20 protein-coding genes are annotated in these 26060 nt (G+C 54.6%); all 20 read right to left on the bottom strand.

The annotated features are described in order from the left end of the window. Positions 1–74: 74 nt before the first annotated feature. The 20 genes from V4U84_RS24250 to V4U84_RS24345 all read right to left on the bottom strand — a co-directional run bounded on the left by V4U84_RS24250 (position 75) and on the right by V4U84_RS24345 (position 26051). A complete protein-coding gene (locus tag V4U84_RS24250) occupies positions 75–395 on the bottom strand; it encodes a hypothetical protein (RefSeq protein ID WP_334078145.1) in 321 nt (106 codons plus the stop codon). A gap of 272 nt (positions 396–667) precedes the next feature. Then, complete coding sequence (locus V4U84_RS24255; RefSeq protein WP_220482927.1) at positions 668–736, bottom strand: putative holin-like toxin; 69 nt, start codon at positions 734–736, stop codon at positions 668–670. A gap of 189 nt (positions 737–925) precedes the next feature. Beyond that, positions 926–1348, bottom strand: coding sequence for a UPF0158 family protein (locus tag V4U84_RS24260; protein WP_334078146.1), 423 nt, complete (start codon positions 1346–1348; stop codon positions 926–928). A gap of 131 nt (positions 1349–1479) precedes the next feature. Continuing rightward, positions 1480–2208, bottom strand: a complete 729-nt coding sequence (locus V4U84_RS24265; protein WP_334078147.1) for an ATP-grasp domain-containing protein — start codon at positions 2206–2208, stop codon at positions 1480–1482. 664 nt (positions 2209–2872) lie between these two features. Further along, the gene (iolB, locus tag V4U84_RS24270) at positions 2873–3685 is read right to left on the bottom strand and encodes a 5-deoxy-glucuronate isomerase (protein WP_334078148.1); all 813 of its coding nucleotides are present in this window, start codon (positions 3683–3685) and stop codon (positions 2873–2875) included. Positions 3686–3702: 17 nt separating this feature from the next. Further along, on the bottom strand, positions 3703–4740 hold the full coding sequence (iolG, locus tag V4U84_RS24275; protein WP_334078149.1) for an inositol 2-dehydrogenase: 1038 nt from the start codon (positions 4738–4740) through the stop codon (positions 3703–3705). 30 nt (positions 4741–4770) lie between these two features. Further along, positions 4771–5667, bottom strand: coding sequence for a myo-inosose-2 dehydratase (iolE, locus tag V4U84_RS24280; protein ID WP_334075167.1), 897 nt, complete (start codon positions 5665–5667; stop codon positions 4771–4773). Between the two features lie 29 nt (positions 5668–5696). Further along, complete coding sequence (gene iolD / locus V4U84_RS24285; RefSeq protein WP_334078150.1) at positions 5697–7574, bottom strand: 3D-(3,5/4)-trihydroxycyclohexane-1,2-dione acylhydrolase (decyclizing); 1878 nt, start codon at positions 7572–7574, stop codon at positions 5697–5699. A gap of 18 nt (positions 7575–7592) precedes the next feature. Further along, positions 7593–9875, bottom strand: coding sequence for a glycoside hydrolase family 88/105 protein (locus V4U84_RS24290; RefSeq protein WP_334078151.1), 2283 nt, complete (start codon positions 9873–9875; stop codon positions 7593–7595). Positions 9876–9992: 117 nt separating this feature from the next. Further along, complete coding sequence (locus V4U84_RS24295; RefSeq protein ID WP_334078152.1) at positions 9993–11750, bottom strand: prenyltransferase/squalene oxidase repeat-containing protein; 1758 nt, start codon at positions 11748–11750, stop codon at positions 9993–9995. A 25-nt stretch (positions 11751–11775) separates the two neighbouring features. Next, positions 11776–12447, bottom strand: a complete 672-nt coding sequence (locus tag V4U84_RS24300; RefSeq protein WP_334078153.1) for a hypothetical protein — start codon at positions 12445–12447, stop codon at positions 11776–11778. Beyond that, complete coding sequence (locus V4U84_RS24305) at positions 12447–13409, bottom strand: sugar phosphate isomerase/epimerase family protein (RefSeq protein ID WP_334078154.1); 963 nt, start codon at positions 13407–13409, stop codon at positions 12447–12449. The genes V4U84_RS24300 and V4U84_RS24305 overlap by 1 nt, the downstream gene beginning before the upstream one ends. A 24-nt stretch (positions 13410–13433) precedes the next feature. Continuing rightward, positions 13434–14306 carry a carbohydrate ABC transporter permease gene (locus tag V4U84_RS24310; protein ID WP_334078155.1) on the bottom strand — a complete coding sequence of 291 codons (873 nt, stop codon included), beginning with the start codon at positions 14304–14306 and terminating at the stop codon, positions 13434–13436. 27 nt (positions 14307–14333) lie between these two features. Continuing rightward, on the bottom strand, positions 14334–15236 hold the full coding sequence (locus V4U84_RS24315) for an ABC transporter permease (protein ID WP_334078156.1): 903 nt from the start codon (positions 15234–15236) through the stop codon (positions 14334–14336). Between the two features lie 87 nt (positions 15237–15323). After that, positions 15324–16922, bottom strand: a complete 1599-nt coding sequence (locus V4U84_RS24320) for an extracellular solute-binding protein (protein WP_334078157.1) — start codon at positions 16920–16922, stop codon at positions 15324–15326. Positions 16923–17607: 685 nt separating this feature from the next. Next, positions 17608–19848 (bottom strand): helix-turn-helix domain-containing protein, encoded by a 2241-nt coding sequence (locus V4U84_RS24325; protein WP_334078158.1) that lies wholly within the window; start codon positions 19846–19848, stop codon positions 17608–17610. A 603-nt stretch (positions 19849–20451) separates the two neighbouring features. After that, positions 20452–21798: an McrC family protein gene (locus V4U84_RS24330; protein WP_334078159.1), complete on the bottom strand. Its 1347-nt coding sequence runs from the start codon at positions 21796–21798 to the stop codon at positions 20452–20454. A gap of 9 nt (positions 21799–21807) precedes the next feature. Then, positions 21808–23724 carry an AAA family ATPase gene (locus V4U84_RS24335; protein WP_334078160.1) on the bottom strand — a complete coding sequence of 639 codons (1917 nt, stop codon included), beginning with the start codon at positions 23722–23724 and terminating at the stop codon, positions 21808–21810. A 206-nt stretch (positions 23725–23930) separates the two neighbouring features. After that, entirely contained in the window at positions 23931–24743 is an 813-nt protein-coding gene (locus V4U84_RS24340) for an alpha/beta hydrolase (protein ID WP_334078161.1), read from the bottom strand. 375 nt (positions 24744–25118) lie between these two features. Then, positions 25119–26051 carry a glycoside hydrolase family 43 protein gene (locus V4U84_RS24345; RefSeq protein WP_334078162.1) on the bottom strand — a complete coding sequence of 311 codons (933 nt, stop codon included), beginning with the start codon at positions 26049–26051 and terminating at the stop codon, positions 25119–25121. Positions 26052–26060 lie beyond the last annotated feature (9 nt).

Raw genomic sequence — 26060 nt, forward strand, 5'->3', positions numbered from 1 at the left:
CAGAGTTATCTAAATACTCCCCTTAGATCCGTTAAAGTAATTGAGGTTGAGCAGCCGTTCTTGTCAAAAGCAACCTAAAAAATATATACTTTCTCTGCTGCCTCTTTATCTTGCGCAGATGGTGGCACATCGGTTAAATACGAATTAGTCTCCGAATCATAGACCCAACTCAGAATATCAAAGTCAGGAGCCTTATGACCGTATATCTTTCTGACTTCTTCTTTCGTCATTCCCAATCTTACACCGTTGCCAGTTTCGTAATCGTCCGAAAAAATCGCTAAAGCCACTACTCTATCATTTCGATACCCAATCCTCACTCCCGACTTATATTTAATATAACCATATGATCCGGGAGTTCCTTCGCCAACAATTTTCTCCGCCTCTGTCCTGCTCATCCCATACAGCTCCCAACTTCTTCATTCCCATCATCCATGTTCCCAATAGTATGGATCTTTCAAAGTCTGGTAAGGGGGGCAGTACTTTTTTACGCTTTAAAACAGGGTTATTCATCCGCATGCTTTGATTCATTATTATTAATGTGCTAGTATATATTTAATAAAGACCAAGTGCGCTAACACTTGGTCAGTACAATTGGCTTGGATGGTATCCCTTCTAAGTCATTCAAGGATGAAAACCCACCTTCAGCTACCAACCTTGGGGTGGGTTTTTACTTTCTCTTGTTGTTATTATTAATGTAAGTTAAAAGAGCAAGAATGAACGATCCAAATAGAAACATGATCGTCAATGCGTCTTTTTTTCCATGGCTTCACCCCCTTTCGAAGGGAAACCATGCCCACCCAAGATTCAATTGTAGTTATAGTTTACCTTGATTCGAACATACAAACAAGCGTTCTACTCGTTCTTACATGGGTTCTCCTTTAACACTCAATCAACGTAGTCGTTCTTTTCTCTTAGAATCTCGAGGTCAGCTATCCCGGTCAGTTTCCTCTACGCTAAACTTGATATCTATCGACTCCAACCATTCCGCGACACGTTCCCGGTTCCGTTCCTGAATAAAAAGATAATATCGCTCCAACTGTTGGCGATCGGATGACAACGCATCTTTGAATCTCCGTAATATTCTCTTTCCACCGCTCAATATGTGCAACAAGGTTGTTCTTAGTTTTTTATCTGCTACCGTTTCTGTAAAATCAACCATATCCGCGTACCCTTCATCCGACTCCCGATTCGGTATCCGAAAATAAATTTCATTAAAGCCTTCTTCAACGATCTCGCTTAATTCTTCGTCCTCTTCATCCTGGTCAAACGTTCGTAAAATGACCACATCGCCTGTTTCGATATTCAAAAAGACTTCCATCCCGTCAACAAAAATATCGTAAAACTCCACCTGCCGCGCGTATAAATCTCTCCGCCTATATCTAACTACCCTATTTGAGTGTGTAGGTCAGCCAATCTCTCCTGGAGCTTCCAGCTCGATTCTGCAAATATAAACCATTATCGTTTCTTTCCCTTTCAAAATTAGAAGTTACATTCATCAGCCGTATTTGCTAATTCAGCCCATCTTGCCGACAATAACTTCGCATAGTCCACACTAAATAAGCCGTAATGCCCCAGCGCATACCCATCATTAACTTCAATCAATAAGGTTTCCCCCCGATCCGTCAATCCAATATCGACAGCGTATCCACGGGGAGCGGACTTGAATTGGGCGACCATGTTTTGAACGGCTCGGTGATCAAAATGCAGCCTCCAGTCTCCTCTGTACCTGCGAACATCCAAAATCTGCCCATATCTCACGAAGCATCTCCACTCTGCTTGAAATTTGACGACTTCCGAGCACCATACTTCGGGATCCTCGCCAAAAGACCCGCTTCCGACCAGATCCCTTGTGCTTCTGACCACAACACCGGTAAATTTCTTATCTTCAACCGGCTTAACGAATACGTTCCAATTTTCCGGATGATTGGCAATCGCACTCAGCCTTGATTTCCATACTTTTCTGCCTAAATAAACCGCTAATTCTTCGGGGTAATCTATCTCGGGTGCGGCAATATCGTATTTACGGAGCATGGATCTGACGTCATCGACATAACCGACCACGATGTCTTCCTTTTGATGATCGGACAATTCACTTACATCTTGAAAATAACGCAATTCGAAGCCCATCTGCTTAAATCCGTCATAAGCGGCATAAAAATTATGATTCGCAAATTCATGATCCGCGCCTTTTTTCAGGTATACCTTCAAGAAACGTTCCACCTACCTCATATTCATCATTATTGTTCTAATGTATGCGTGCGATCTTTCGGTTCGTTGGTATATGTTCGTTCTAAATAACGGGAAAACCTCCCGTTACTATTTCGCTATTGCTCCTTGGACCCGATTTAGCCGGAAAAGTTCCATCTATTTTGCGGCCCCATCGCCGATATACGCACTTTCGGGCAAATTAGCAGGAGGTTTTCCAGGTAATTCGCCTTTGCAGCAACCTAGGCACCAATTTAGCGGGAAAAAATCCAGTTATTAATATCGGTTTCGTGCACTCCATCGGAAATTCAGACTGCCTCCTACACATAGGGAGATATGGTGTAGCAGCCCATTCCGTATTCATGCTTTCCCTTGTGCCTGCGTGTTATTTCCTTTGAAAACATCGTATTCAGGCAGATTAGATAAACTATGAATAAGCCAGATAACAGCAAAGCGTACACTATTGCACCACCTAACCAATTGGCCTAAATTAGCCTATTTAGAACGAGTCAAATGTATCCAAATTATAACATAGGATAAAATCTCGTCCATCGGTCAAGACCAATAGCGGCCTGCCGCAACCATAGCATTCCGAAGGACACCACAAAGTGCCCGCCAAAAGGCAGGCACTCTGAACAAGCATTCTAACAAACAAACTATAGATATTTCAGCGTCTCTGCCCCATCAGCCAGGCATGCCCCGGATCATTGTAAAACTTCCAAGTCCGGCGCGGGCCCGCCATAACGTTAAGATAGTAAACTTCGTAGCCGGGCGGCGCGGAAACGGGATGATAGCCCTTCGGCACCAACACCGTTTGCGCGTCCCGAACCGTCAGCGTTTCGTCGATCGACAGGTCCTCCGTGTAAATCCGCTGCACGGCAAATCCCTGCTCGGGAGCGATCCGAAAGTAATAGGTTTCTTCGAGCAGCGATTCTTCCGGAAGAGCGTCGCGGTCATGCTTGTGGGGCGGGTAGCTGGACCAGTGGCCGCCGGGGGTGAACACTTCGACAACGAGCAGACTGTCGGCCGGCTCCTGCTCCGGCAGGATGTTGTGAACCAGCCGGCCCATACTGCCGCTGCCCCGGTGCTCCACGCCCACCGCTTCGGGCGCAATCAACCGGGGCGGCAGCGTCCCCCGGCCAGGCGCCCGGCAAACCGCCAGTTCCAGCTCGGTCGACGCGCCGACGGTAAATCGGGTGCCGGAAGGGACATAGACGGAGTAAGGAGGAGTTTTCTCGAACACACTCATCCGCCGCCCGATTCCCGTCCACACTTCATCTCCGGCACTCACGTCCGCTTTACCGCTGAGAAGGACGACGCAAGCTTCCTGGTCCCCGGTTTCTTGACTCAGGGTCTGGCCGGGACGCAGCCGATACACTTCGAAACCCACATACTTCCATTGTGCCGATTCCGGCGTCACGGACAGAATGCGTCCGGATTCATCCGGCTCCCGAGCAGCCGAGATCAAATATTGCGACATGCTTCTTCCACCTCCCGCTATGGATGTTGTTTTTCCGCCGCTTCCAGTTCGCTGAGCAGCACCGGACGACCGAGCCGGGCCGAGCGTTTGGCGGCATGGGCGATCCGTTCGGCCTGAAGCCCGTCAAACCCGTCGACTTCCACCGGGCTCCCCGTACGGATGCTATCCATAAACCATCGAATCTCTTCCAAGAAAGCCTCCTTGTATCGCTCCAGAAAAAAGTAAAGGGGCTTCTCGCGGACAACGCCTTCTCCATGGCTGATCACCACGGAATTCGGAAAATCATTGTCCGCCGTAACGCTTCCGCCTGATCCAAAAACCTCCACGCGTTGGTCATATCCGTACACGGCGCGGCGGCTGTTGTCGATCACCCCGATCGCCCCGTTTTTGAAGCGCAGCGTCGTGATCGCCGTGTCCACATCGCCGCACTCGGCAAACATCGGGTCCACCAATACCGCGCCTTTGGCGTAAACCTCCTCGACTTCGCTGCCCGCCAGGTAGCGCGCCATATCGAAGTCATGGATCGCCATGTCCATGAACAGCCCTCCCGAACGCCGGATATAATCCGCGGCGGGCGGAGACGGGTCGCGCGAGGTGATTTTGACGATCTGCGGCTCGCCGATCCGGCCTTCCCGCACCAGCTCGCGAACCCGCTTGAAATTATGGTCAAACCGGCGGTTAAACCCGATTTGCATCATGACTCCGGCGCACCGCACCGCCTCCAACGCCTCCTGGGTCCGCTGTAAATCCATGCTGACCGGCTTCTCGCAAAAAATATGCTTCCCCGCGGCGGCTGCCGCCAAGGTCAGAGGCACATGGGTATCCGTCGGCGAGCAAATGAACACGGCATCGATCTCCGGATCCCCGATCACCTCCCCGCTGTCGGTCGTGATCCGTCGGATTCCCCGCTTGGCGGCCCAAGCTTCCAGTTCCCCGCCGGCTAACGGATCGCTGATCGCCGCCACCTCCACGTCATCCAGCCGCAGTAAATTTTCCGCATGAATTTTACCAATCCGGCCGGCTCCGATAATCCCCACTTTTACCGCTTTCTCCATCCTGATTCCTCCCGTTCTCTCTCCTGCGGTTCAAAGAGAATAAAGATATTCTATCGCCCGTTTGGCGTAATCATATGGATGGTGCGTTGCCGGATCCTGCTCTCCCTCCAGCATGGCCCAGCCTTGATAACCGCGACTTCCCAGTTCCTGGACAATCGGGGCGAAATCGATGCACCCATCTCCCGGGACGGTAAAAACGCCCCGGCGAATGCAGGTGATAAAATCGCAGCCTTCTTCCCGGGCGGCCGCAAGCACTCCGGGACGGACATCCTTCAAGTGAACGTAAGCCACGCGCTCGTAATAGGTGCGCAGCAATTCAAGCGGATCGGCCCCGCCGTAAAAAGCATGGCCGGTATCAAACAGCAGGTAGACCAGATTCGGATCGGTCGTCTCCATCAACCTTTCGATTTCATGAGGCCTTTCCACCGCGGTGCCGGCATGATGATGATAGGCCAGCTTGAGGCCGAAGCTTTGGGCGATTCTCCCCGCTTCGTTCATCCCCTCGGCCAGATGCTTCCAGCCTTCGTCGTCCAGGCCCCGCTGCGGAGCCCCGCCCGCGCCGCCTCCTCCCAAAGCATCGGCAAAAAAAGAACCTCCCGTCTCGCAGGTACTGATCACCCTACTGCCGAAGCCGGCCAGAAAATCCGCATGCCGCCGGTAGGCTTCCAGCTCCGCCGCTCGCCGGGACGGATCGGAGAACCGCACCGATTTCCATTGGGACACGAGCTGAATACCGCGGGAATCCAGTTCCCGGCGCAGCACCGCCGGATCCCGGGGATATTTGCGGCCCATTTCCGTCCCCTTCAACCCCAGAGCCTGCATGTCGTCCAAGATTTGTTCATAGGAAGTATCCGCGCCATGCTCTGCGACATCTTCGCCTACCCAGTTAATGGGATGGGCGCCCAGCTTAAAACTCCATTTTTCCATTGGATAACCTGCTCCTTTACGATCGAATTTTAGAAAGGCCGGGCTTCTCCGGTTCTTTGCAGCATGCGCCGGTGGGCCGCGTTGACCTCGTTCGAGGTGGAATGCTCCGGCACGCCGACCCGCCACCAGGACTCGTATCCCCCGGTATGGGTTCCCGGCAGAACGGAAATCGCGATCAGCGTGGTGACCTCCTCTTCCTTGGCGAGCTTCAGCGCGGCTTCCAGTTCCTCCGCCGTTGTCGCGCTGTAGGCCTTCACGCCAAGACTCCGGGCATGGGCCGCGAAATCGAAGCTCAGATAATCCCCGCTCAAGCTTTCCGTTTCCGGGCTGCGGTAGCGGAATTCGTTGCCGAAGCCGCCGCTGCCGTTTTCCCGTTGCAGGTTGTGAATGCATTGATATCCATGGTTGTCAAAAAGCAATATGGTGATCTTCCGCCGCTCCTGCAGGCTCGTGATCATCTCCGAATGCAGCATCAAGTAACTGCCGTCACCCACCAAGGCATAGACGTCCCGGCCGGGCTCCGCCAAGGCGACGCCGAACGCGCCGCTCACCTCGTATCCCATGGTCGAAAAGCCGTATTCCATATGGTAGGTTTTCGGGTGGACGGAGCGCCACAGCCGCTGCAGGTCTCCCGGCAAACTGCCCGCCGCGTTTACGATGACCGCTTCCGGATCGATCGTCTGGTTGATGATGCCGAGCGCCCGGGTCTGCGACAAGCCTCCCTCCGTTTCGTCCGCGTACAGCCGGTCCACCTCCGCGTCCCACTCCGCTTTAAGTCTCGCCAGCTCATCGGGGTCATAGCCGCTCCGATAAGCCTTGGCGGAAAGAGCCGCCTTAAGCGCGGGCAGGCTTTCCTTGGCATCGGCGATCAAAGGCAAGCCGTCCAGCTTGATCCCGTCGGCCCCCTGAACATTCAGGTTCAAAAAAGACGCCTGCGGATTGCGGAACAGCCACTTGGACGCGGTGGTAAAATCGGAATACCGGGTGCCGACGCCGATGATCAGATCCGCATCCCGGGCGAGCAAATTGGCCGCCTTGGTGCCGAGCACGCCGATGCCGCCGACGCTTAAAGGATGGCGCCAGCTCATGGCGCTTTTGCCGGCCTGCGTTTCCCCGACGGGGATGCCGAAGGCTTCGGCAAAGTCGGTCAGCTCCCGGATCGCCCCCGCATAGTGAACGCCGCCACCGGCGATGATCAGCGGGCGGCGGGCGGCCGCGATCCTCCCGGCGGCCCGCTTCAGGCTTGAGGCCGCGGGAGGGCGGCGGTCCGGCACATGCACCCGCTTCGCGAAGAAGGAAGCCGGATAGTCGTACGCTTCCGCCTGCACATCCTGGGGCAGCGCCAGCGTCACCGCTCCGGTCTCCGCCGGGTCCGTCAGCACCCGCATGGCCTGGAGGGCGGCCGCCATCAATTGCTCGGGCCGGGTAATCCGGTCCCAATAGCGGCTGACCGGCTTGAAGGCGTCCGTGGCGGAGACGGTGTAATCGCTGCCCACCTCCATTTGCTGGAGCACCGGATCCGGCTGGCGGCAGGCGAAATAATCTCCGGGCAGGAGCAGCACCGGAATCCGGTTGACGGTGGCCGCCGCCGCGGCCGTCACCATATTTAGCGATCCGGGCCCGATGGACGCGGTACAGGCAAAAATCTGCCGCCGGTTGGTCTGTTTGGCAAAAGCGGCGGCGGCATGCACCATGCCCTGCTCGTTTTTCCCCTGGATGAAGACAAGCCGTCCGTTTCCCTGCTCCAATGCTTCGCCCAGGCCGGTCACGTTGCCGTGGCCGAAGATGCCCATCACGCCTTTAAAAAAAGGAACTTCCTCCCCGTCCGCCTCAAGGTACTGGTTCTCCATAAACTTCAGCAAGGCTTGAGCCATCGTCAAGCGCAGCGTTCCCGTTTGCTCAGACATCGCGCTTCATCTCCTTTTTCACTTTTCATCCGCGGACGCGCCGCGTTCATCCCGAAGCGGAAGGGCCAGGCATTCCTTCATCTTCCCGACCTCCACGCCGGCCAGCATCATAATGCCGATACCATGGTTGTCGTTGATCACGGTCCTTAAATCATATTTGTAATAATCCGGGGTAAAAGAGTACCTCGACCCGCTGCACACGCCATGGACGTTGCCTTGACGGTCGATAGCCTCCCGCACCAGTCCCCGCCAGGCCCGGATGGCGGCTTCGCCGTAACCGTCTCTCGGCAGCCAGCCGAAACTGACGCCCCGGGCGAAAGCGTAAGCGAACATCGCCGTACAGGAGGCTTCTTCATAAGCATCCTCCTCGGTCAGCACCTGCCGCCACAGCCCGGATTCGCCCTGTAAGGCGGCGATGCCGCCGCAGAGCTCGCCGAAGAAGTCCAGCAACTCCGCCCGGTCCTTATGCTCCGGAGGCAGCGCCTCCAGAATTTCGGAAAGGGAAAACACCGTCCACCCGTTGCCCCTTCCCCAGGGAATTTTTGTGGCTTTGCCCACCTTGAAATCAAACACATGGGACATAACACTGGACTCCGGCATATACAGGTACCGGCGGAACAGCAAAAACTGCCGGGCGGCCTCGTCAAGGCAGGCCGGGTCGTCCGCCGCTCGGGCGTAGCGGGCCAGAAACGGGCCGCTCATATACAGGTCATCCGCCCACATCGTGTTTGCGGAATATTCGCCGGGGCACAGCCGATAGAAGGCCCCGTCTTCCCTTCGTTCCAGCCGGTTTTTGATGAAATCGGCAATGGCGCGGGCGATCCGGAGAAAGTCCGGTTCCGGGCAGCGCTTATAAGCCTCCAGCATAGCGGAGCCGAAGGAGCCGCAGTTGTCCAGCATCCGGATCAGCGCCAGTTGATGATTGACGGAAGGAAAACCGTAGATTTCTTTGTCCCATAGCGCATAGTCGTAAAAATCGGTGCAGGCCGTAATATGCCGGTAAGCATAATCCGCGATATCCTTCCGTTCCAGCGTTTCCGCCGCGCGAAGCAAGCCGTACATGGTCACGCCCAGGGGATAATCCCAGCGCCCGAAGTTGGTGGCGGAGCCGGTCGTCCACTTGTTGCTGAGCATGGCGTTTTCGTAGAAGGGCCGCACCGCGCACCCGGGCGCGTCTAGCGACCAATACACCTTGCCATGCGCCCCTTCGCCGCCGTTCGCATGCTCGAACAGCCGCCGCAAAGAAGCAGCCTTCGCCGGGGCGGCCGTCACATCGGGAGCGAGCGGGCCGACATAGAGCCAAGGGCCTCGGCTCCCGCGAACCCCGGCGGGCAGCGTCAGCGGGATCGGCCCCCGGGTACCGCTCAGATCGAGCTCGAATCCCCAGCCCGCTTCCGAAGAAGCGGTCTGCACCAACACCTCGCCGCCCCCTTCCCCAAGCGTCACTTCTTCCCGAAAGGTGCCCGCCTGCTCCATGCGGACGACAGGGGTTCCGTCCAGCCAGAGGGTGGTCGCGCCCCAAACCCGGCCTTCCCATACCGTTCTCTCGCCCGGCAGGGCCCCGCCCAGTCGGCTCCAGGCCAGAGCCGACACGGGCTTCCCCGCGTCCGGGCTGCCAAAGAGCCGCTCACAGTTGGGGCGCGCCAAGCGATCCGCGCTCCACTCCCCCGCGGGGAGCCAGCGGAGCCCGCTGCTCTTCTCGGATCGCCGGTAATCGGGAAACGCCCCGTTTCCCTGCTCTCCGAAGAGCGGCACGGCGGTGGGCTCGGAATACAGCCAGCCCGCCTCTTCCTTGCGCTCGGCGAAGGGGGCCAACACCTGGAGGATGCGGACCTTTGCCTCCTCCGCCCCAAGCCGGCAGCCGAAGCCGGCTTCGGTACGGCGGGCCTCGATCAGCAGCGTGTTCCAGCCGCGTCCCAGCGTCAGCGGCACGACCGCCTTCGCCTGCGGATCGAGTTCATCCACCGCGCTCGAACGGTACAGCAGCCGTTCGTTCACGAACAACCGGATCGGTCCGAGCGGCATAATTCCCGTATCCAGCGAGCGTTCGTCGTCGCTCCACACCAGACCGAAGACGTAAGCGTAATCGCCCTGTCCGGCCTCGGGCAGGCGTGCCGTCAGGTCCATGTCATACATGCCGTCCCCGGTCTGCAAAATGCCGTTCCGGCGAAATCCCCGGAAGGCGAACGGGAGCGGCGGATTCGCCCCGATGTAACGTCCGGCGAGGACGGGCAGAATATTCTCCGGATCTTCCCCCAACCAGTAGCCGATACTTTCCCGCGATTCCAAATAATCCGCCATCGTTTCGTTTTCCCTCCATCTCTTTATCCGTTTGGTCGCGTTTACCCGACAATGACAAGGCGGATTTACCGCTTTAAACTGTTCAACCCGATACCGCCAACGGTTCCCGTTTCCCCCTCACTTTTCCCTTTTCGTTCCCGGCGAAAGCGTAAGGCCGATCGTCTTCGCGAAGGGAGTCATCACATTGACGAGCAGAGTTTTGCAGTGAGGGGGGAGACCCGCTTCGCGGACGCCGGTCGATAAATGCGCCAGCTCTCCGCCCGTCAGTTCCACCCAGTCTCCACCGCATTCGTACCGGGCGGTGCCGCCGCTCCACAGCAAAGTATCGCTGTCGTTATCCTGAAATTCCCCGGCGACGAACTCGCCTTCGCTGCCGAATACAAGCGAAATTTGGGTCATGACATCCAGCGGCTCCGCGCATACGACCTTAAGCTCCCAGCCGCGATCCGAACGGAGCGCCTCCACCGTCACGCGGATTTTCTGCTCATGGGTGATGAGCCGGCTGTGATGGGGCAGGAGATACCACGGGCTGACCGGCTCTCTGGACGTGGCGGGGAGCAGCGTCTCCGCAACCGGTCCGTAATAGCCTTTCTTATGTTCCCCTTCGAGCTTGTAGCCGTTTTCCAGCACGGTCATTTCCTGCATCGGAATGTAGCCGGGGCAGAAATAGGAGGCGATCTGAACCGCCAGAAGCCGGACTTTGCCGTGACGGAGCGCAAAGAACGAAGGGGTCTCCGTCATCAGCGTCACGCTGGTATCGCCGTCCCGGTAGCGGGCCACCGGCGCGCCAAATTCGGTGTGCAGCCGGCTGTGGAAGATGCGGCCGTTATGTCCTGCCGCCTCCATCCCGGCCAGATAGTCGGCACGCAAAAACTCGCCGTTCAGCAGCTTTTCGTAACGGGTCGGAATCAGGGCCGGCTCCACGGAAGGTTGCCTTAATTCGGGCTCCAGCATCATCCGGACCAGCACATTGGTGGACACAACGCCGGGCCCCGTGAGAGCGTCCCCCGCCAGCCGGGCCATGCCGGCAAACACCGGATCGCGGTCCAGATGGGCCAGGATCGCATAAGGCAGATAGTACGGCGACAAATCATGATATTGGCCCAAATCCTGACGTCCCGAATAATCCGTGACAATTTCACCGGACGGATGAACGAGGTAGGTCATCATCCGCAAATTCCGGCGGACCGGCTCAAGCAGTTCGGGACGCTGCAGAAGACGAGCCGCGTGGATCAGCATAAGATCGCTGACCGCGCTGTAAATGCCGTTGCTCCGTTCGGTCCATTCGCCGTCCGGCGTGATGTCCATCCCTTCCGCCAGCCACTGGTCGGCCCGCTGCACGGCTTCTTCGAGGCCGAAGATCTCATGAAGAAATCCCAAAGCGGCGCACAACACCCAGCGATGATTCGGGGTGTGGCAGCCTCCGGTCAGCAGAACCGGAACTGTCCGCTCCAGGAACAGCTTCATTCGTTCCACAACGGGGGCCAGCGGCTCCCAGGCAGAGGCATCTCTGGCAAGCAATTGAACCAACTGCGCATAACCGACGACGACAAAGGCCGTATCCGGCGGGGAATGGGAGTTGGTCCAGCCCGGAGAAATGGAGCCGTCCTCGTGCTGGAGCCGCAGCACGAATTCCGCCGCCAGCTTAAGCCGCTCCAGCAGCACCTCATCCCGGTAAAAGGCGGAATCGGGATTGACCAAAGCCGCCCCCCAAAAGGCCATGACCGTCGGTGTTCCCGTCGTATGGTTGACCCAGGCGATGCCTGTCGCCGGATCGACGGTTCCGCCGTAATAGCGGCTTTCCGGTTCCAATATTTGACGGGCCTTTCCTTCCTCCGCCCAGGCATCGTTCACAGCCACCAGTTTTTCGTACATCCTGCTCACTTCCCCCATGTTTAGTTCAGCGGATCAAGGCCAATTCTTTCCGCATGCGTTCGGGAATCTCCGCATACAATCGCTCCCACGGAACGAACCGCTCCGCTTCCTTTTCCCAGCGAAATTCTGCATATTCCCGGGAAGGCCGGAAGCGGAATTTTTGCAGATGCTCCCGAACCCGGCGGTCGGTTTCATCGTCCTTCCATGTCAATCCGGCAAACATGTCCCCATAGATGACGCCGTCCGCCCCCGCTTCTTCCATCGCGCAGCGCTCGAAATCCGGCCGCCGTTCAAACCGCTCCGCTAGCGGCGCCATCGCGTGCTTACCGGGCTGCACATACAGCGTCACCCGGCCATGGCTTACATTGGAGCGGTCGGGTCGAAGCGCCTTCAGGTATTTCCCGTGAAAGCTGGCTTCCGCATCCACAACCTCGCCTTCCTTACCGATGTAAATCCAGACATGCTCCAGGTCATAGAGATGCTGGATGTCGTAATCATAGTAAATCGCGTATTCGAGCACGCTTTGCACCTTCCGGTCCGCGAATGCCATGCGGCGCCGGAAAGAAGGGGAATCCTCTTCCGTTTCAAATTTCGTCACCCCGATCCGCACGGGGAAGAAGGGCTCCCGTTTATCCATTAGCAGCCGGGGCGCATACCATAAGGCGCTCTCGCGAACGAACGCATCCGATATCCGCATTACGTCAAACTCCCGTCGCCTTCGCCGGATATCTTGCTTAGGATCAGCTCATGGCTCTCGTGAATTTCATCCGGCCGGCAGGCCGCTTTCAGCTCATACACTTTGACCTTGGCCTTTTCGATCATAGGCAGAAAACGGTCAAACGAGTGCATATCCTTGCTGTGCACATAAGGGCACCAATGGTCGGAAAGACCGATCGTTTCGTGAATATGGACCCCCAGGATGGAATCCATCAACCCGTCCATTTCCTTGTCATTGTCGTACAGGCCCAAACGTTCCATCATGGTGGCGTGCCCGATGTCGTACCACAAGTACACCGGCGCGCCCTTCAATCTTCCGATGATCGTCTTTGCTTCCTGTAAACTTGGTATCTGATTCGGGCGGGAGCGGGTTTCGATGCCGAAGCCCACCTTGTAGCCCTTGGCCGCGATCCGGTCGCACGCTTCCTCCAGACTGCGGCAGATTTGATCCACATAACGGCCGCTCCCCGCCTGTCGCCGTTCCATCATCTCCCGCCACTTCGTCCGGTACATTTCGGAGTCTCTCCCCGACTCGTTGTACAATCTTTCCAGTTCTTTGATCGTCTCATGTGCCATAGGCACCTCTCCGGGATGGACGACGACCGCCTGCGCCCCGTAACGATGGGCATATTCCGCGGACCGCACCAACAGCTCGATGGCCCGCTGCCGCTTGTCTTCCTCCTCGAACCCGAGCAGTATGGAATCCGTGCCGTAGTCCGGATCGGGGAGATGGGGGAACGTGTTGTGCACGCTGGATACGCCGATTTCCCCCCGCTCGATCATCGGCTCGATCGTCGCAAGCATCTCCCGGGTTACGTTGTAATTCAGCTCGATATAGTGAAAGCCGAGCTCCCCGATTTCACGGACCATGTCCCGTCCAACCGTATGCCTTTTGATATTCCAGCTGGTCGAAAATGAATACGTTCCTTTATCGTTCTGCATTGCCTATCCTCCCTTCCGTTGCTTCTACCCTTTCACCGCGCCGAGCATGACGCCGCTGACGAAGTACTTTTGCAGCCAGGGATAAACCAGCAGAATCGGCACGGTGGCGAACACCACGCTGGCCGCCTTGAGGCTTTCCGGGGTCAGCGCCGTTCTGTTCGAGCCTTCCATCTGGGTCAATTCCGTGACCATGTTGTTCTGTACCATTTGGTACAGCTTTAGTTGAATCGGATAGAGGTCCGGATTGTTGATATACATCAGGGAATCCTGGAACCCGTTCCAGCGGCCGACGGCGTAGAAGAGCGCTAATGTCGCCATCACCGGCATGGAAAGGGGGAGCACGATTTTAATCAGCGTGTGCAAATGAGAACTCCCGTCGATTTCCGCGGATTCCTCCAGACTTGGCGGAATATTGTTGAAGAAGGAAATGAGAATAATCAGGTTAAACGGACTGATAAGCCCCGGCAAAATCAGCGACCACACCGAGTTGATCATGTGGAGATCGCGAATCAGGAGGTATTCGGGAATGATGCCGCCGCTGAAAAACATCGTGATAATGATCAGATACATGAAAAAGCGGCGACCCTTGAGATTCCCTTTCGTCAGCGGATAGGCGGCGGCGACCGAAAACACCATGCAGAGCAGCGTGGTCGCCACGGTCAGGATGATCGTAAACCCGAGAGAGCGGATCATCGATACATCGGAGAACACTTTGATGTAAGCCTCCCAGTTGAACTCGATGGGAAACAGCGTCACTTCGCCCGAAGTGATCGCCCGGTTCGAACTCAAGGAAATCGCAATAATATGCAAGAATGGCGCAAGGCATAGCATGACGAAGATAAACACACAGACGATTAAAAATGCCTCGAACATGCTGTTGGATGCGCGTTCGCTCACGAAAATCAACCCCTTTCCCTAAAAGATCTACATGATGCCGTCTCCGGTCAGTTTCTTGGAAATGTAGTTGGAGCCGAGAATAAAGACAAGACCCACAACCGCCTGGAACAGACCGACTACGGTGGCCAGCGTGTACTGCCCCGATTCGAGGCCCACCCGGTAAACGAAGGTACTGAGTACGTCGGAATACTCCCGGACCGCCACGTTGCCGATAATATAGGGACGATCGAAGCCGATGCTGATCATTTTGCCCAGGTTGAGAATCAACAACGTCACGATGGTCGGCTTGATGGAGGGCAGGGTGATGTTCCAAATCCGCTTCAACCGTCCCGCTCCATCGACTTCCGCCGCTTCAAACAGCTCCTTGTTGACGCCGGTCAGGGCGGCAAGGTACAGGATGGTCCCCCAGCCGGCGCTCTGCCAGACGCCCGTGAACAAATAGGTGAGCAGCCAGGGATTTTTTTCGGTAAGAAAAGGGATCGGATCAAGCCCCATGTTCATCAGCAGGTTATTGATCATGCCGGATTGGTTGCCGAACAGCTGGTAGACAATCCCCCCGATAATGACCCAGGAAATAAAATGGGGGATGTACAGAATCGTCTGCGAGATTTTCTTGAACCAGACCGATCTCATTTCAAACAACATGATCGCCAGGAGGATCGGAGCCGGGAAAGATACGATCAGATCGAGAAAATTCAGCATGAACGTGTTTCGCAAGGTCACGTAAAAATCAGGCATGGCAAAGACTTGGCGGAAGGCGTCAAAACCGATCCATTCGCTGCCCTCGATTCCCTGAAACAAATTAAAATCCTTAAAAGCGATTTGGACGCCATACATCGGCCCGTAGCGGAATATCAGAAAGTAAACGATCGGCAGAAGCAACAGCGCGTACAGCTGCCAATACCGTTTGAGATAAGCTGATCCTTTCAACGTGGTCCCCTCCTATCCGGAAAAAAGCGGGCGCAAAGGTACAGCATGAGTCTTTACGCCCGGACATTCGTCATTTCCAGCTTCCGGCTATTTCAGCTCTTTGAGCGCTTCCTCAAGCTCTTTTTGCAGCTCGGAACCGCCTTTGGCCATGAAGTCTTTCATTTCCTGCTCATAGATCTGTTCGAATTCCTCCGGTTTGCACATCGTGCTTTTTACGATAATCACGTTCAATTTATCGAGGAGGGCGGTGCCGTACTTGGCTTCCGCTTCAATCGGTTTGCCGAAAGCGATCGGGCCGATCGTGTCCTGGTTGGCGATATCGATCGATTGCCGCAGCATCTCCTGGTTGCGTTCCGGGAAGCCGAAAATCCAGGCTTTTTCGTTGGTCTTCACATCCCCGAAGTTTTTCCCGTTGGAGATAATCGCCATGTCGCCGCCGTTGTAAATCCGGTCCACCGCTTCCTGGGGCGCATCGGGCTTCATAACAGGAATGCCGTCCACCAGTTCATAGTTCTCGCCTTCCACCCCGCTGTACATATGAACCAGGTTGTCTCCGGACGCCATCCAGTCGAGATATTTAATCGCTTCTACGGCGCGTTTGCTGCTTTTCGGAATCATGATGTAGAGGCCGTTGGAAGCATAGCGGGATTTGGCGTGCTTGCCTTCCGCATTGGTATAGGCGTCGATGGCGCCGAGTTTGCTACCGCTTACATTTTTCAGCAGATTGTCAAGAATCCCTTCGTCATAGAAAATACGGTCCACATCGTCGGAGAAAAAGCCCACATTGCCGTTCTGGATATCCTTGACCAGTTGGCTCTTGTCTTCGTCCAAGCTGAAGTCCTTGCTGATCAGCCCTTCGTTGTACAATTTGTTCATAAATTTTATGGCATCCTTGAAGCCTTCGTGAAAAGGCAGCTCATAACGCTGCGGGTAAGTCAAATCGCCCTTTACCGGCTTGATGAAGGAGTAAATCAAAGGCTCGTACTGGGCGGGAGCCAGCGCCATGCCCATCGGGATCGCTTTTCCGCCCAATTTGCCCGGGTCCTTCTCCTTAAACGCTTTCAAAGTGTTGTACAGTTCCTCCGTCGTTTGCGGAGCCGGCAGGTTCAGGGCGTCGAGCCAATCCTGACGTATATAGGAAGCATAACGCCCGGTGATGGCCCGCTTGCCCGGAATCGCATACAGCTTGCCGTCCAGTTTGCCGTATTGCAGGGTTTCCTCGCCGAGGAATTTCTTCAGGTTCGGACCATGCTCATCCAGCAGAGAAGCGACTTCCGTCAACCCGCCCTGCTGGGCATACCGGTAAAATACGCTGGAATCATAGACGAATACGATATCCGGCACATCGGACGCACTGGCCATCAGAACGTTCAGCTTGGTGACTTCCTCCGAGCGTTGAATCGGTACAAACTGCACGTCGATGTTGTTCGGATCGCCGAATTCCTTTTGCACGAATTGAGTCAGATAATTGTTGGTAATCGTGTGAGGCGCGGGCGAATTCCCCCGATCGAACACTTCCACTTTCAAAGTAACTCTCTTGCCTGACTCCGCCGCGGCATTCTTTGGAGAAGCTTCTCCTTCGGCGGATTTGGAGGAACAGCCCGCTAGCAGGGAGACCGTCATCGCCGTGGCCATCGCTAATGCCAGCGCCCTTGTAAGTACCCCTTTTCTTGCCTTTACTGCCATAATCCCATCTCCTTTGCAAGTGCTTTGTAAAGTGTGACCCCTTCGTTCCCGGTAGGCTACTTATGATGCTTAAGCGGTGCTGTATCACGCTGAATCGCCCGGCACCCTAACCGCTCCCTTGGGATGGCCCTAGTATGTCACACCGAAAGTTCCGGTGACAATAAACCTGTTTCGGAGGGGAAAATCGGCGATATTTCTTCCTTTCGGATTGCGGCTGACCTTTTTCCGAGGCTAAACCGTTTTCAAAAATCACGGCCGGCGCTTCGTTAACCGAATTCAATAAACCGTTTTCGCGATAAGCCGATCCCACCGGAAATGCCCGGCCGAAACAGACAAACCCGCAGCGTGCCGCCTCCCTTCCCGGGCAGGTATCTTACCGGCATACTGCGGGGTCTTCTCCGTCACCGCCGACGGCAGCGTATACAATAAAGAACTACATTTTGTATTCTAACGGTCGTCACAGCCGTTATTTGCCCTGAAAACGACAACTTCTAAGCCTAACGGTCGTCACGGCGCTTATTTCGCATAATCATAGCTATTTGGCTGGGAGAGAAGGAAGATAACGGCGTTTACGACCGTTAGATTTTTGAAAGACTTCGTTTTCGCAAAATAGCGGCTGACACAACCGTTAGAATTCCGCCGCGAGCGGGTACCGGCCTGAACGCCTGCACCTTGATTCTTGCCCTCATTCCCGGGTCAGCGTAAACCGCTTGATCCTGCGGTAATCTCCCGGGGTCATGCCGACAATCCGTTTGAACACTCTGCCGAAGGTGATGGAATTGGCATAGCCCACCTTCCGGGCGATTTCCTGCAGCGGGTCTTCCGTTTCCAACAACAGTTTTTCCGCTTCTTTCATGCGCAGTTCCATCAGAAAATCGACGAATTTCATCTCGAATTCCGTTTTGAACAAATAGCTGGCGTATTTTCCGGAGACTTGAAAACGATCGCTGAGATGTTTGAGCGACAAATCGGGATTCGTAAAATTTTCCTCAATGTATTGTTTCATTTCGCACACCATCGCCCGGTAGCTTTTGGTTTCGCTGACCGATACATAGGTCCGAAACACGTCCGTGAGGTCCCCGAACAACAGCGCCTTCAATTCGCCGATGGACTCGGCCTCCTTCAGTGCCTGCTGGCGCTTCGCGGCTTTCTCCCCGGCGAATTCCCGCTGCAGTTCCTCCGACATCACGGCCACTTCCCTGCCGAGCATCTGCAGAAGCGCCTGAATCAACGAGCGGATATCGTCATCCTTCATAAAACCGGACTGGAAGGAGTCGAAAATCTCCTCAAGCCGAAGCCGCCAATTCCCGCTGGACATCCGAAATTCTCGCACAAAATCGGCGATCATCTGCATATACTTGTACGTCTCGATCAGATCGGTCCGGGCGCTCTCCCCGCCCGTCATAATGATGCTCTCGCCTACGAGGAGCTTATGCTGCAGCGCGGCCTCCGCTGCTCTGTATGAATCCCGTATCGCTTCCGGGCCTTCGGCCATCGAGCCGATGCCGAAGCTTAAGGAAATGCGCAAATGCTTCTCCACCCAATCCCGGCAGTCGTCGGCGACGATCCGCATCTTCTCCCGCATTTCGGCGTCGCTGGCGGTCACCGGAAAGATAATGGCCACCCGGTTCGTGGTTACCCATTCCGCCCAGCCCTGCAGCTCCGCGTTTCGCGCGAGATCCTGATAAACATTCATGAGCGCGAATTTTAAAGTGTTCTGATCTCCTTTGGAATAGGTGTTCTGAAAAACGGCGTCATACCGGTTAATTTCCGCGATCACCACCGCAAATCTAGCCCTTTGGGGAATCCCGGAGAGCGGACCGAGCTCCTCCATCCGTTGAAGAATGCCGTCCATCCGTTCTCCCTGCAGAATATCCATGAATAATCGGCTCCGCTGCAGGAGCAGGTTTTCCTTGTGCTGCTTTTCATAATCCAGCGTATGGTTGATCAGACTCTCCAGGGTGTTCTCGATCAGCTTCATTTCGTCCCGGATGAATCCGCTTTCAGCATTGCGGAGCTGCAGCGATTCGATGCGGTTCATCATCACCTGAATCGGCTTGTAGTTTTTCCGGGTGATATAGATGATGTAAACGACTGCGCCCGTTACCGTAATCAACCCGAGAATGACCCAGATATACGAGATCACAGATACCCAACCGAACAGATTTCCGTCCTTGATACCGCTTACAAATGTCCAGCCCAACGTCTCCGAATGGATCGTGTTGAGGACTTTGCCTCCCCCCCGGCTTTCACCGTTTGCATGCGCGTTGTAAATCGTGTTGCCCTGCCGGTCCCGGATTTCCACAAAGGAAATTTGACCATCCACCATTTCGTCCACAACCCGTTCGATCCCGCTTATTTTCACATTGATAAAAAGAACGCCTTGCGAACCGAAAGGAAGCGGCATCCGCTTGTACATGGAAATGACGCGAACGGGCGTCTTGTCAAACATATCCTTGTATTCCCGGACCGGCATCCAGCCCTGCTCCTGTTGTCCGGACAAAACCTTTTCCACCCACGCCTTATCCGCGAAGGTCTGCAACTCGTTCAGTCCATTCTGGGTAAGAATGCTTTGGTCCGCTTGGCGGTACAGATAGATCGACTTAATAAAATCGGGATTGCCGGACAGCTTGCGAAGGCTGGCTGCAACCGCATACATCGAAGTGGTGTCGCCGACGTCTCTGTTGAAATATTCCTTGTAGCCGGGATTGCTTTCCACTTCTTTCAAAACACCCATCTCAATTTCCCTTAAAGTCCGCTGCAGGCTTTCCACGAGATAGTTGTTCGTAATCCGGTCCGCCTTCTTGGTCTCCGCGCGGGAGATTTCATTCACGAACAGAAAGGCGATAAAAATCAAAATCGTTACGGTAATCAGGAAAATAGGAAAGTAAGATAAGAGGAGACGACGATACCAAGTGCGAGACAACAGCTTCACTCCCTTATGATTCGTCTTGATTCACGGAAGAGGCTATAATGCGCCGATCTGTGGCCGAAATGGGCCAGCCTATCAAGCAGGGGCTTTTAGTTAAGCTAAAATACCACGTCCTTTAAGGTTAGTCAAGATTGCGGAAAGGCCCCGATCCGAGGCAAATAACGAAACGGCGCCGCTATCGGGCTAGAAATCAAGCAAATCCGGTTGCTGAATACAGAACCGGATTCCCGTGTATTTCTATTTCATTCATGACCCAACTTTCCGTTAGGTTAGGTTGAACTAAAGAATTGGCGTTGGTAGATATTAGGCCTCACGTCGGAGTCTACACCATTAACGGGAAAATTTCCTGTTAATATACCGCTCTTGGCTCTTCGATCGGATTTAGCTGAAAAAGTTCCATCTATTTTGCGGCCTTATTGCCGATATACACAATTTCAGGCGAATTAGCGGGAGGTTTTCCAGCTAATTCGCCTCCGCAGCCACATACGCACCAAGTTAGCGGGTAGAATTCCCGTTATTTTGAACCAAACCGTTAGTTGCAGGTCAAGAGTGTGATAAGAACCCTTTACACCGCTGTCTAATATGCAAATCAATAGTTCAACCTATATAACTTAAAACCCAATGCCGCAGCTCTTCAGCCAACTCGCTCACGCAGTCCGTACCCAAACCCAAATCCAAAAACACAACCCTTACCTCCACACCGTCCCCGCTGTCGTAAACGACAGGCGATTCAAGCTCCGAAATACGGGGGACTCCGGGATACAAAAGATAGACCCTGCCCGCTCCGTATTTTTTTCCGTAGGCATAGGCCTGGTACATATCCGCTTGTGAAATGCCATAATCCTTGACTCGGGAAAGGATCTTCCACTTCGTATCAAGCACGGCGACCCCGGCGGGTCCTTGCACAACGATGTCCGGTTTCAGTTGAAACCTCGCCGGAGTTTGAAAAAGGCGGTAGGACCGATCCTGGGACTTGACCCTGATTTCGGGATGGGAAAGTCTTTTTTTAAGCTGCTTGGCCACGTAACGTTCATATATGTTTTCCATCGGAAAAAGGAGAGCGTATGCGTTATTTTCGCCTTTAAACGGCGTAAAGCTCAGACCGGACAAGAATAAGCGGCACCACTCCAGCAGCGTCCGGTATTCCTGTGTCGTTCGATCCATCGATATGCCCGCCCAGTCCCGCTCCGGCTGTTCGGATTTCTTGACCTGATCGAAGGCGGCCGACAGGATATGGAGATCCTTCCGATTTCTAGGGATGCTGCTTATTTTCATCAACAACTCGATTGTCGTTTTGACCAGTCGGTTTTCCGGCCGATCGACGCTGAATTCATCGAATTCGATATAGAAGCGCTCCTTGTGGGCGGCATTATGCTTGATATGCTCGGCAAATCGGAGCTTCCCTTTATAAAACGTTTCATTGTCCCGATGCTCCCGGTAATCCGATTTCAATCCGTGCTTCACCAGGATTACCGCCTCGTCGATAAACATCCGGATAAACAAGTCAAGAATGTGGTTCTTTCCTGCGTCGAGATCCGTATGGCGGAACACCTTCCCCGGAATATCGCCGACTGATTTTAACATGTGAAGGAAAATTCGCTTGGTTTGCAGCATCGAAATTTCTTCATTTCCGGTGTACACCTTGGGCAAAATTTCAATCCGGGTCCCCTCCGACATGGCGATGACACCGACGTAGTTTTTGGCGCTGATGATTTTACCGATTCCTTTCCTGCTTGCCACGGTCATCAGTTCCAGAGCCTCGGTCCCCTTCCCGTCTGCCCGATTTTCCAAAATAAAGCGCTCAAGCCGGTCAAATACGGACTCGTCTATGCATTGGTAGCCATAAGCCGCCCCCGCCGGATTTCGGCATAAGGTTCCGTACTCCTTCAGCGTAATGTCGGAGCCTTTTCGATTCTTATCGGTTAGATTCGTCCTCGCGTTCATGGGAACAACCTATTCCTGACCGCTGGAGCCGTAAATTTTCCGGTAAGCGCCGATTCGCCGAAACGCATGGGGATTTGTTCGGTAAGTCACGCTATCCTCCAGATCGGTCTCGCTCAGATCGCCGAACAGCTCGACCATGTTGACAGGGTTTACATGAATAAACTGATCTGTTTCCGGTTTGTTGTTGTCCCCCAGCACCAGGCGTATCTTCTCATAATCATCGTAGAAGTATTCCTGAAGCAACGGAATAATCGTATGCTCAAACAAATGCGCCAGTTTTTCCAATGTAGAGTCGCTGTTCAAACCTATAAAGTAGGCATGTCCAATCCTATGCTCCCGGTCGTATAATGCTTCGATGCGTCGGTTTATCGTATCCAGCATCCGACTCAGGTTCAGCATCTCCCCGTCAATCACTATGGCGGCCAGACACCCCGGATCAGGCATCATTTCGGCAAAAGAGAAACGCCGGCGCAGCGCCGTATCCAAGCGGGCGATCGAACGGTCGGCCGTATTCATGGTCGCCAGCAGATAGACGTTGCCGGGCACTCCGAAAAGTTTTTGCGAGTACGGGAGTTTTAGCCTTAATTCCTCCGGCATGCCGATTCGTTTCGTCGGCTCGATCAAGGTAATCAACTCGCCGAAAATTTTGGAGATATTGCCCCGGTTAATCTCATCGATAATAAAGACATAGTTATCGGTGTTCTGCCGGATCACGGAAGGAAGCTGCCCTTTCTTATGCTTCTGCAAAATCGCCATGACATCCGCCAGCGTAATCCGGTTCAGGCGATAAACGGACCCGAGCGTCATCACCGTGTTTCCGTTTAATTCCATAATGTTCTCCCGGATATCCTTGACCAGCCAGTTTACCTTCCGGGACCGCTTGTAATCCTCCATCTCCTCCAACCATTCGTAACCCCCGGTAACCACGCCAATCGCATCGATCGTCTCCTCGTCGTGCAGGACCAGCACGATATCCCCCGCCCGCATCTCCGTCATAAACCGGGCAAGGATCATCCTGCCCCCATGCCTGCTATAGTCCGTTTCTTCATTGACCGTTTCACCGTAAGAATCCCATCCAATGCGGATTCTTCCATTGTCGAAGCAATCCCGTTTGACGGGGTTCTCTTTGGAGCCGCCCAGGGATACCTTCCATACGGTCGGATCTTTCCGGATTCCATAATCATTGCTGGACATGACGATAGGCTCCTGTGCCGCTTCACAGAAACGCTTGAACACGCCGGGTGTAATTTCGTAAGCCACGTCCCCGGGTTCCGCGGACCCGTCGTCTTCTTGGGACAGCATTTTCGGTTTGATGCCTTCGATAAACTCCTCATATCCATAGGATTGATGGAATGTTGTAAATTCAATTTGTCCTTTAGCCTTGTAGGCCTCGTACCTCTGCTTGATTTGCGGATAGCCGTCCGACTCCGATTCCTGCAGAACGGCGGACAGCGGCTTATTTTCGATCATCGCCACCGAATAAAGAACCGTATGGTAGGTTTTCCCCGTTCCCGGAGGACCGTAGAGGATGATATTTTTATCAAGTAACGGCTCCGCTCCCGAGTACTTTATCGCGATCGCTGGATCACCGTTTTCTGAGATAGTCCCGTTTTCCTGCTCCCGCAGAAACGCTTCATATAAAGCAAGACCATATTGAAAAGCCCGGTTTCCCGCCTTTTTATTGACTTCGGCAAAATTCTCCGCCTGCTCCATCATCATTCGCATGCTCTGGAACCGACCTGCATCGGCGATCTCAAACACATCGACGTTTTCCAGTTCAAGGCCCGTTAATCTGGAAGGAGCTGTCGTCAGGGCGGAGACATAGGAGATCACCGTATTTTCGGAGTACGCCTGCCCGTTGTCCCGCTTCTTTCGTCTTAACCAATCGGTATATTCCTTTTTGCGCCATTTGGCTTGTACGTTCATTCCGATTCACCTTTCACTAGCAAGTCATAACCAACGTACCATTTTTCGACACAAACTCCGGTTCTTCCTGCCTCTGACCCGGGAACTGACAGCAGCTCTGCCGGTAATTCCGCCGTTTGCCTTGGGAGGCCAGATGCCAAACTCCATAAAAGAACCGCCAGGGAATTTCACCTGACGGTCTAACGTTTTGATGGTCTTCAAACAACTCAATACTCAAACCCAAACTGCTCCCCAAGCCATTCCAGGCAAAGCGGAAACCAGGTAGCCAAATGCGGATCCGGGCTGCCCACCTCCGTGGTACACATCGACATCCCGTGGCGGCCCCTCTGATAAATGTGGCATTCAAACGGCACGCGCGCGCGTTGCAGTGCGGCGGCGAATTGCAGGGAATTCTCCACCGGCACAGTAGCATCTTCCACCGTGTGCCACAAAAAAGCCGGCGGCGTGGAAGAGTTAACATGTTGTTCGAGCGAAAACACCGCCTCTCTTTCCGCTTCGCTCAAACCGGAGCTCAGCCGTTCGATCGACCCGCGGTGTGCAAATTCGCCGGCCGAAAGGACCGGGTAGCACAGCACCATAGCGTCAGGTCTGCCTTGGCCGCTGTGGAGATCGGCCCGCTGTTTCAGCTTGGGATGATCCCACAACGTCCCAGCAGCCGCCGCGACATACCCGCCGGCCGAAAAGCCGCAGACGGCGATTTTATCGGGAAGAATGCTCCATTCGGCCGCATTTTCCCGAATCGTCCGGATCGCGAGAGAAATGTCCACCAGCGGCCGCAAATCGTCCGCTTCGTCCCTAATAGAATAGTATAGAGTAAATACATTATAGCCTTTCGCAAAAAATGCTGTAGCCGGCGGATCCGCTTCCCGAGGAGATAGAATCTCGAAACCGCCGCCGGGACAGACCACGACGCAAGGACGCTCGACGCGGTTCCCCATGCTTTCCTTCTCGATATCATGCAAATATCCGACCAGTCTGGCCCGGCTGCCGGGATTCGGGTTCAATTCTATGATTCTCATATATCGATTCCCCTTCGCTAAGTTATTTGCTTCAATTATACTCCAATACTGCTACCTTATGGGTAGAAGAAGAGAACCTGAAGATAGAGGAGGAAGGCGCAAACGAATTGAGCAGAAGTTGTTTTCTAGAATCGTTGAACCACCGGGCATGGTGGACATTTACCGGGAAATCCTCCCGGTAATTTTGGCTAAACGGCCTGCAAACCGCGATTACCTGGAAAAACTCCAGTTATTTTGCGCCGCAAACCCATTTTGTCGACTAAAGGGTGAAATTAGCGGGAGCTTTTCCCGCTAATTCGACTCCCGGAGGCGAGACCGCCAGAATTAACGGGAGGTTATCCCGTTAATTCTCGAAGAGCCGGCCTGCTACCCCTCCTAACCCTCCGGCCGCCGTGCTAATCTCCTCGGCCCGACCCCCTCGAAGGTCAGGCGGACCGGCCGTATTTTTCCCGCCTCGTCGAATTCCATCTTCTCCAGGCAAACCACGCGGTGGTTGGCCGCGGTTTCCCCCAACGGCCGCCGGTGATAGACGATATACCACTCATCCGTTCCGGGGATCTGGAGATAGCCGTGATGGCCCGCGCCGGTCGCAACGCCCGGGTCCTGGGACAATATCTTCTCGATGCGCTCAAAGGGACCGAGCGGCGATTCGGAGAACGCATAGGCGACGGAATAATCCGGACCGCCCCAACCGCCCTCCGACCAGGAGAAATAGTACAACCCGTCCCGCTTGAACATACAGGGGCCCTCCACATAGCCCTCCGGCGTGACCTCCTTGAAAACCTCGCCGTCTTCGTGCGTCCCCAGGCTGATCAGGTCGGCCTCCAGCTTGACGACGTTGCAATGTCTCCAGCCGCCATAATACAAATAAGGCGACCCGTCATCATCGATAAAAATATGCGGATCGATCGGCTGCGCCCCATGCACGAACCGATCGATCAACGGCCGGCCGAGCGGGTCCCGGTATGGACCTTTCGGCCGGTCGGCGACCGCCACGCCGATGCCGCCATGCTCGCGATCATTTTGGATATCGTTCGCCGCGAAGTAAAGGTAATACTTTCCTCGATGCTCGATAGGCGAAGGCGCCCACACCGCCCGCCGCACCCACGGGACGCCCGATAAATCCAGAACCCGCGCGGCCTTGTGCCAGGTCACCAGATCGTCGGAGCAGAATGCGTCAAAAAACGTCTGTTCCTCATATACCGCCGAATACGTGGGGAAGATCCAGTACCGGTTTCCGAAAATCCGCGCCTCGGGATCCGCATACCATCCCGGAAACAGCGGGGGGTTGCCTGTTTGGAAGCCCATCTTGCAGTT

Origin of the sequence: Paenibacillus sanfengchensis, assembly GCF_036864765.1 — a bacterium.
In the GTDB taxonomy this organism is placed as follows: Bacteria; Bacillota; Bacilli; order Paenibacillales; family Paenibacillaceae; genus Fontibacillus; species Fontibacillus sanfengchensis.

Bases quoted from the DNA above. Each gene is read 5' to 3' on its own strand.
- V4U84_RS24305 (WP_334078154.1), bottom strand. From the start codon at position 13,409: ATGCAGAACGATAAAGGAACGTATTCATTTTCGACCAGCTGGAATATC.
- V4U84_RS24340 (WP_334078161.1), bottom strand. From the start codon at position 24,743: ATGAGAATCATAGAATTGAACCCGAATCCCGGCAGCCGGGCCAGACTG.
- V4U84_RS24320 (WP_334078157.1), bottom strand. From the start codon at position 16,922: ATGGCAGTAAAGGCAAGAAAAGGGGTACTTACAAGGGCGCTGGCATTA.
- iolB (WP_334078148.1), bottom strand. From the start codon at position 3,685: ATGTCGCAATATTTGATCTCGGCTGCTCGGGAGCCGGATGAATCCGGA.
- V4U84_RS24330 (WP_334078159.1), bottom strand. From the start codon at position 21,798: ATGAACGCGAGGACGAATCTAACCGATAAGAATCGAAAAGGCTCCGAC.
- V4U84_RS24300 (WP_334078153.1), bottom strand. From the start codon at position 12,447: ATGCGGATATCGGATGCGTTCGTTCGCGAGAGCGCCTTATGGTATGCG.
- V4U84_RS24250 (WP_334078145.1), bottom strand. From the start codon at position 395: ATGAGCAGGACAGAGGCGGAGAAAATTGTTGGCGAAGGAACTCCCGGA.
- iolE (WP_334075167.1), bottom strand. From the start codon at position 5,667: ATGGAAAAATGGAGTTTTAAGCTGGGCGCCCATCCCATTAACTGGGTA.
- V4U84_RS24290 (WP_334078151.1), bottom strand. From the start codon at position 9,875: ATGGCGGATTATTTGGAATCGCGGGAAAGTATCGGCTACTGGTTGGGG.
- iolD (WP_334078150.1), bottom strand. From the start codon at position 7,574: ATGTCTGAGCAAACGGGAACGCTGCGCTTGACGATGGCTCAAGCCTTG.
- iolG (WP_334078149.1), bottom strand. From the start codon at position 4,740: ATGGAGAAAGCGGTAAAAGTGGGGATTATCGGAGCCGGCCGGATTGGT.
- V4U84_RS24345 (WP_334078162.1), bottom strand. From the start codon at position 26,051: ATGGGCTTCCAAACAGGCAACCCCCCGCTGTTTCCGGGATGGTATGCG.
- V4U84_RS24295 (WP_334078152.1), bottom strand. From the start codon at position 11,750: ATGTACGAAAAACTGGTGGCTGTGAACGATGCCTGGGCGGAGGAAGGA.
- V4U84_RS24335 (WP_334078160.1), bottom strand. From the start codon at position 23,724: ATGAACGTACAAGCCAAATGGCGCAAAAAGGAATATACCGATTGGTTA.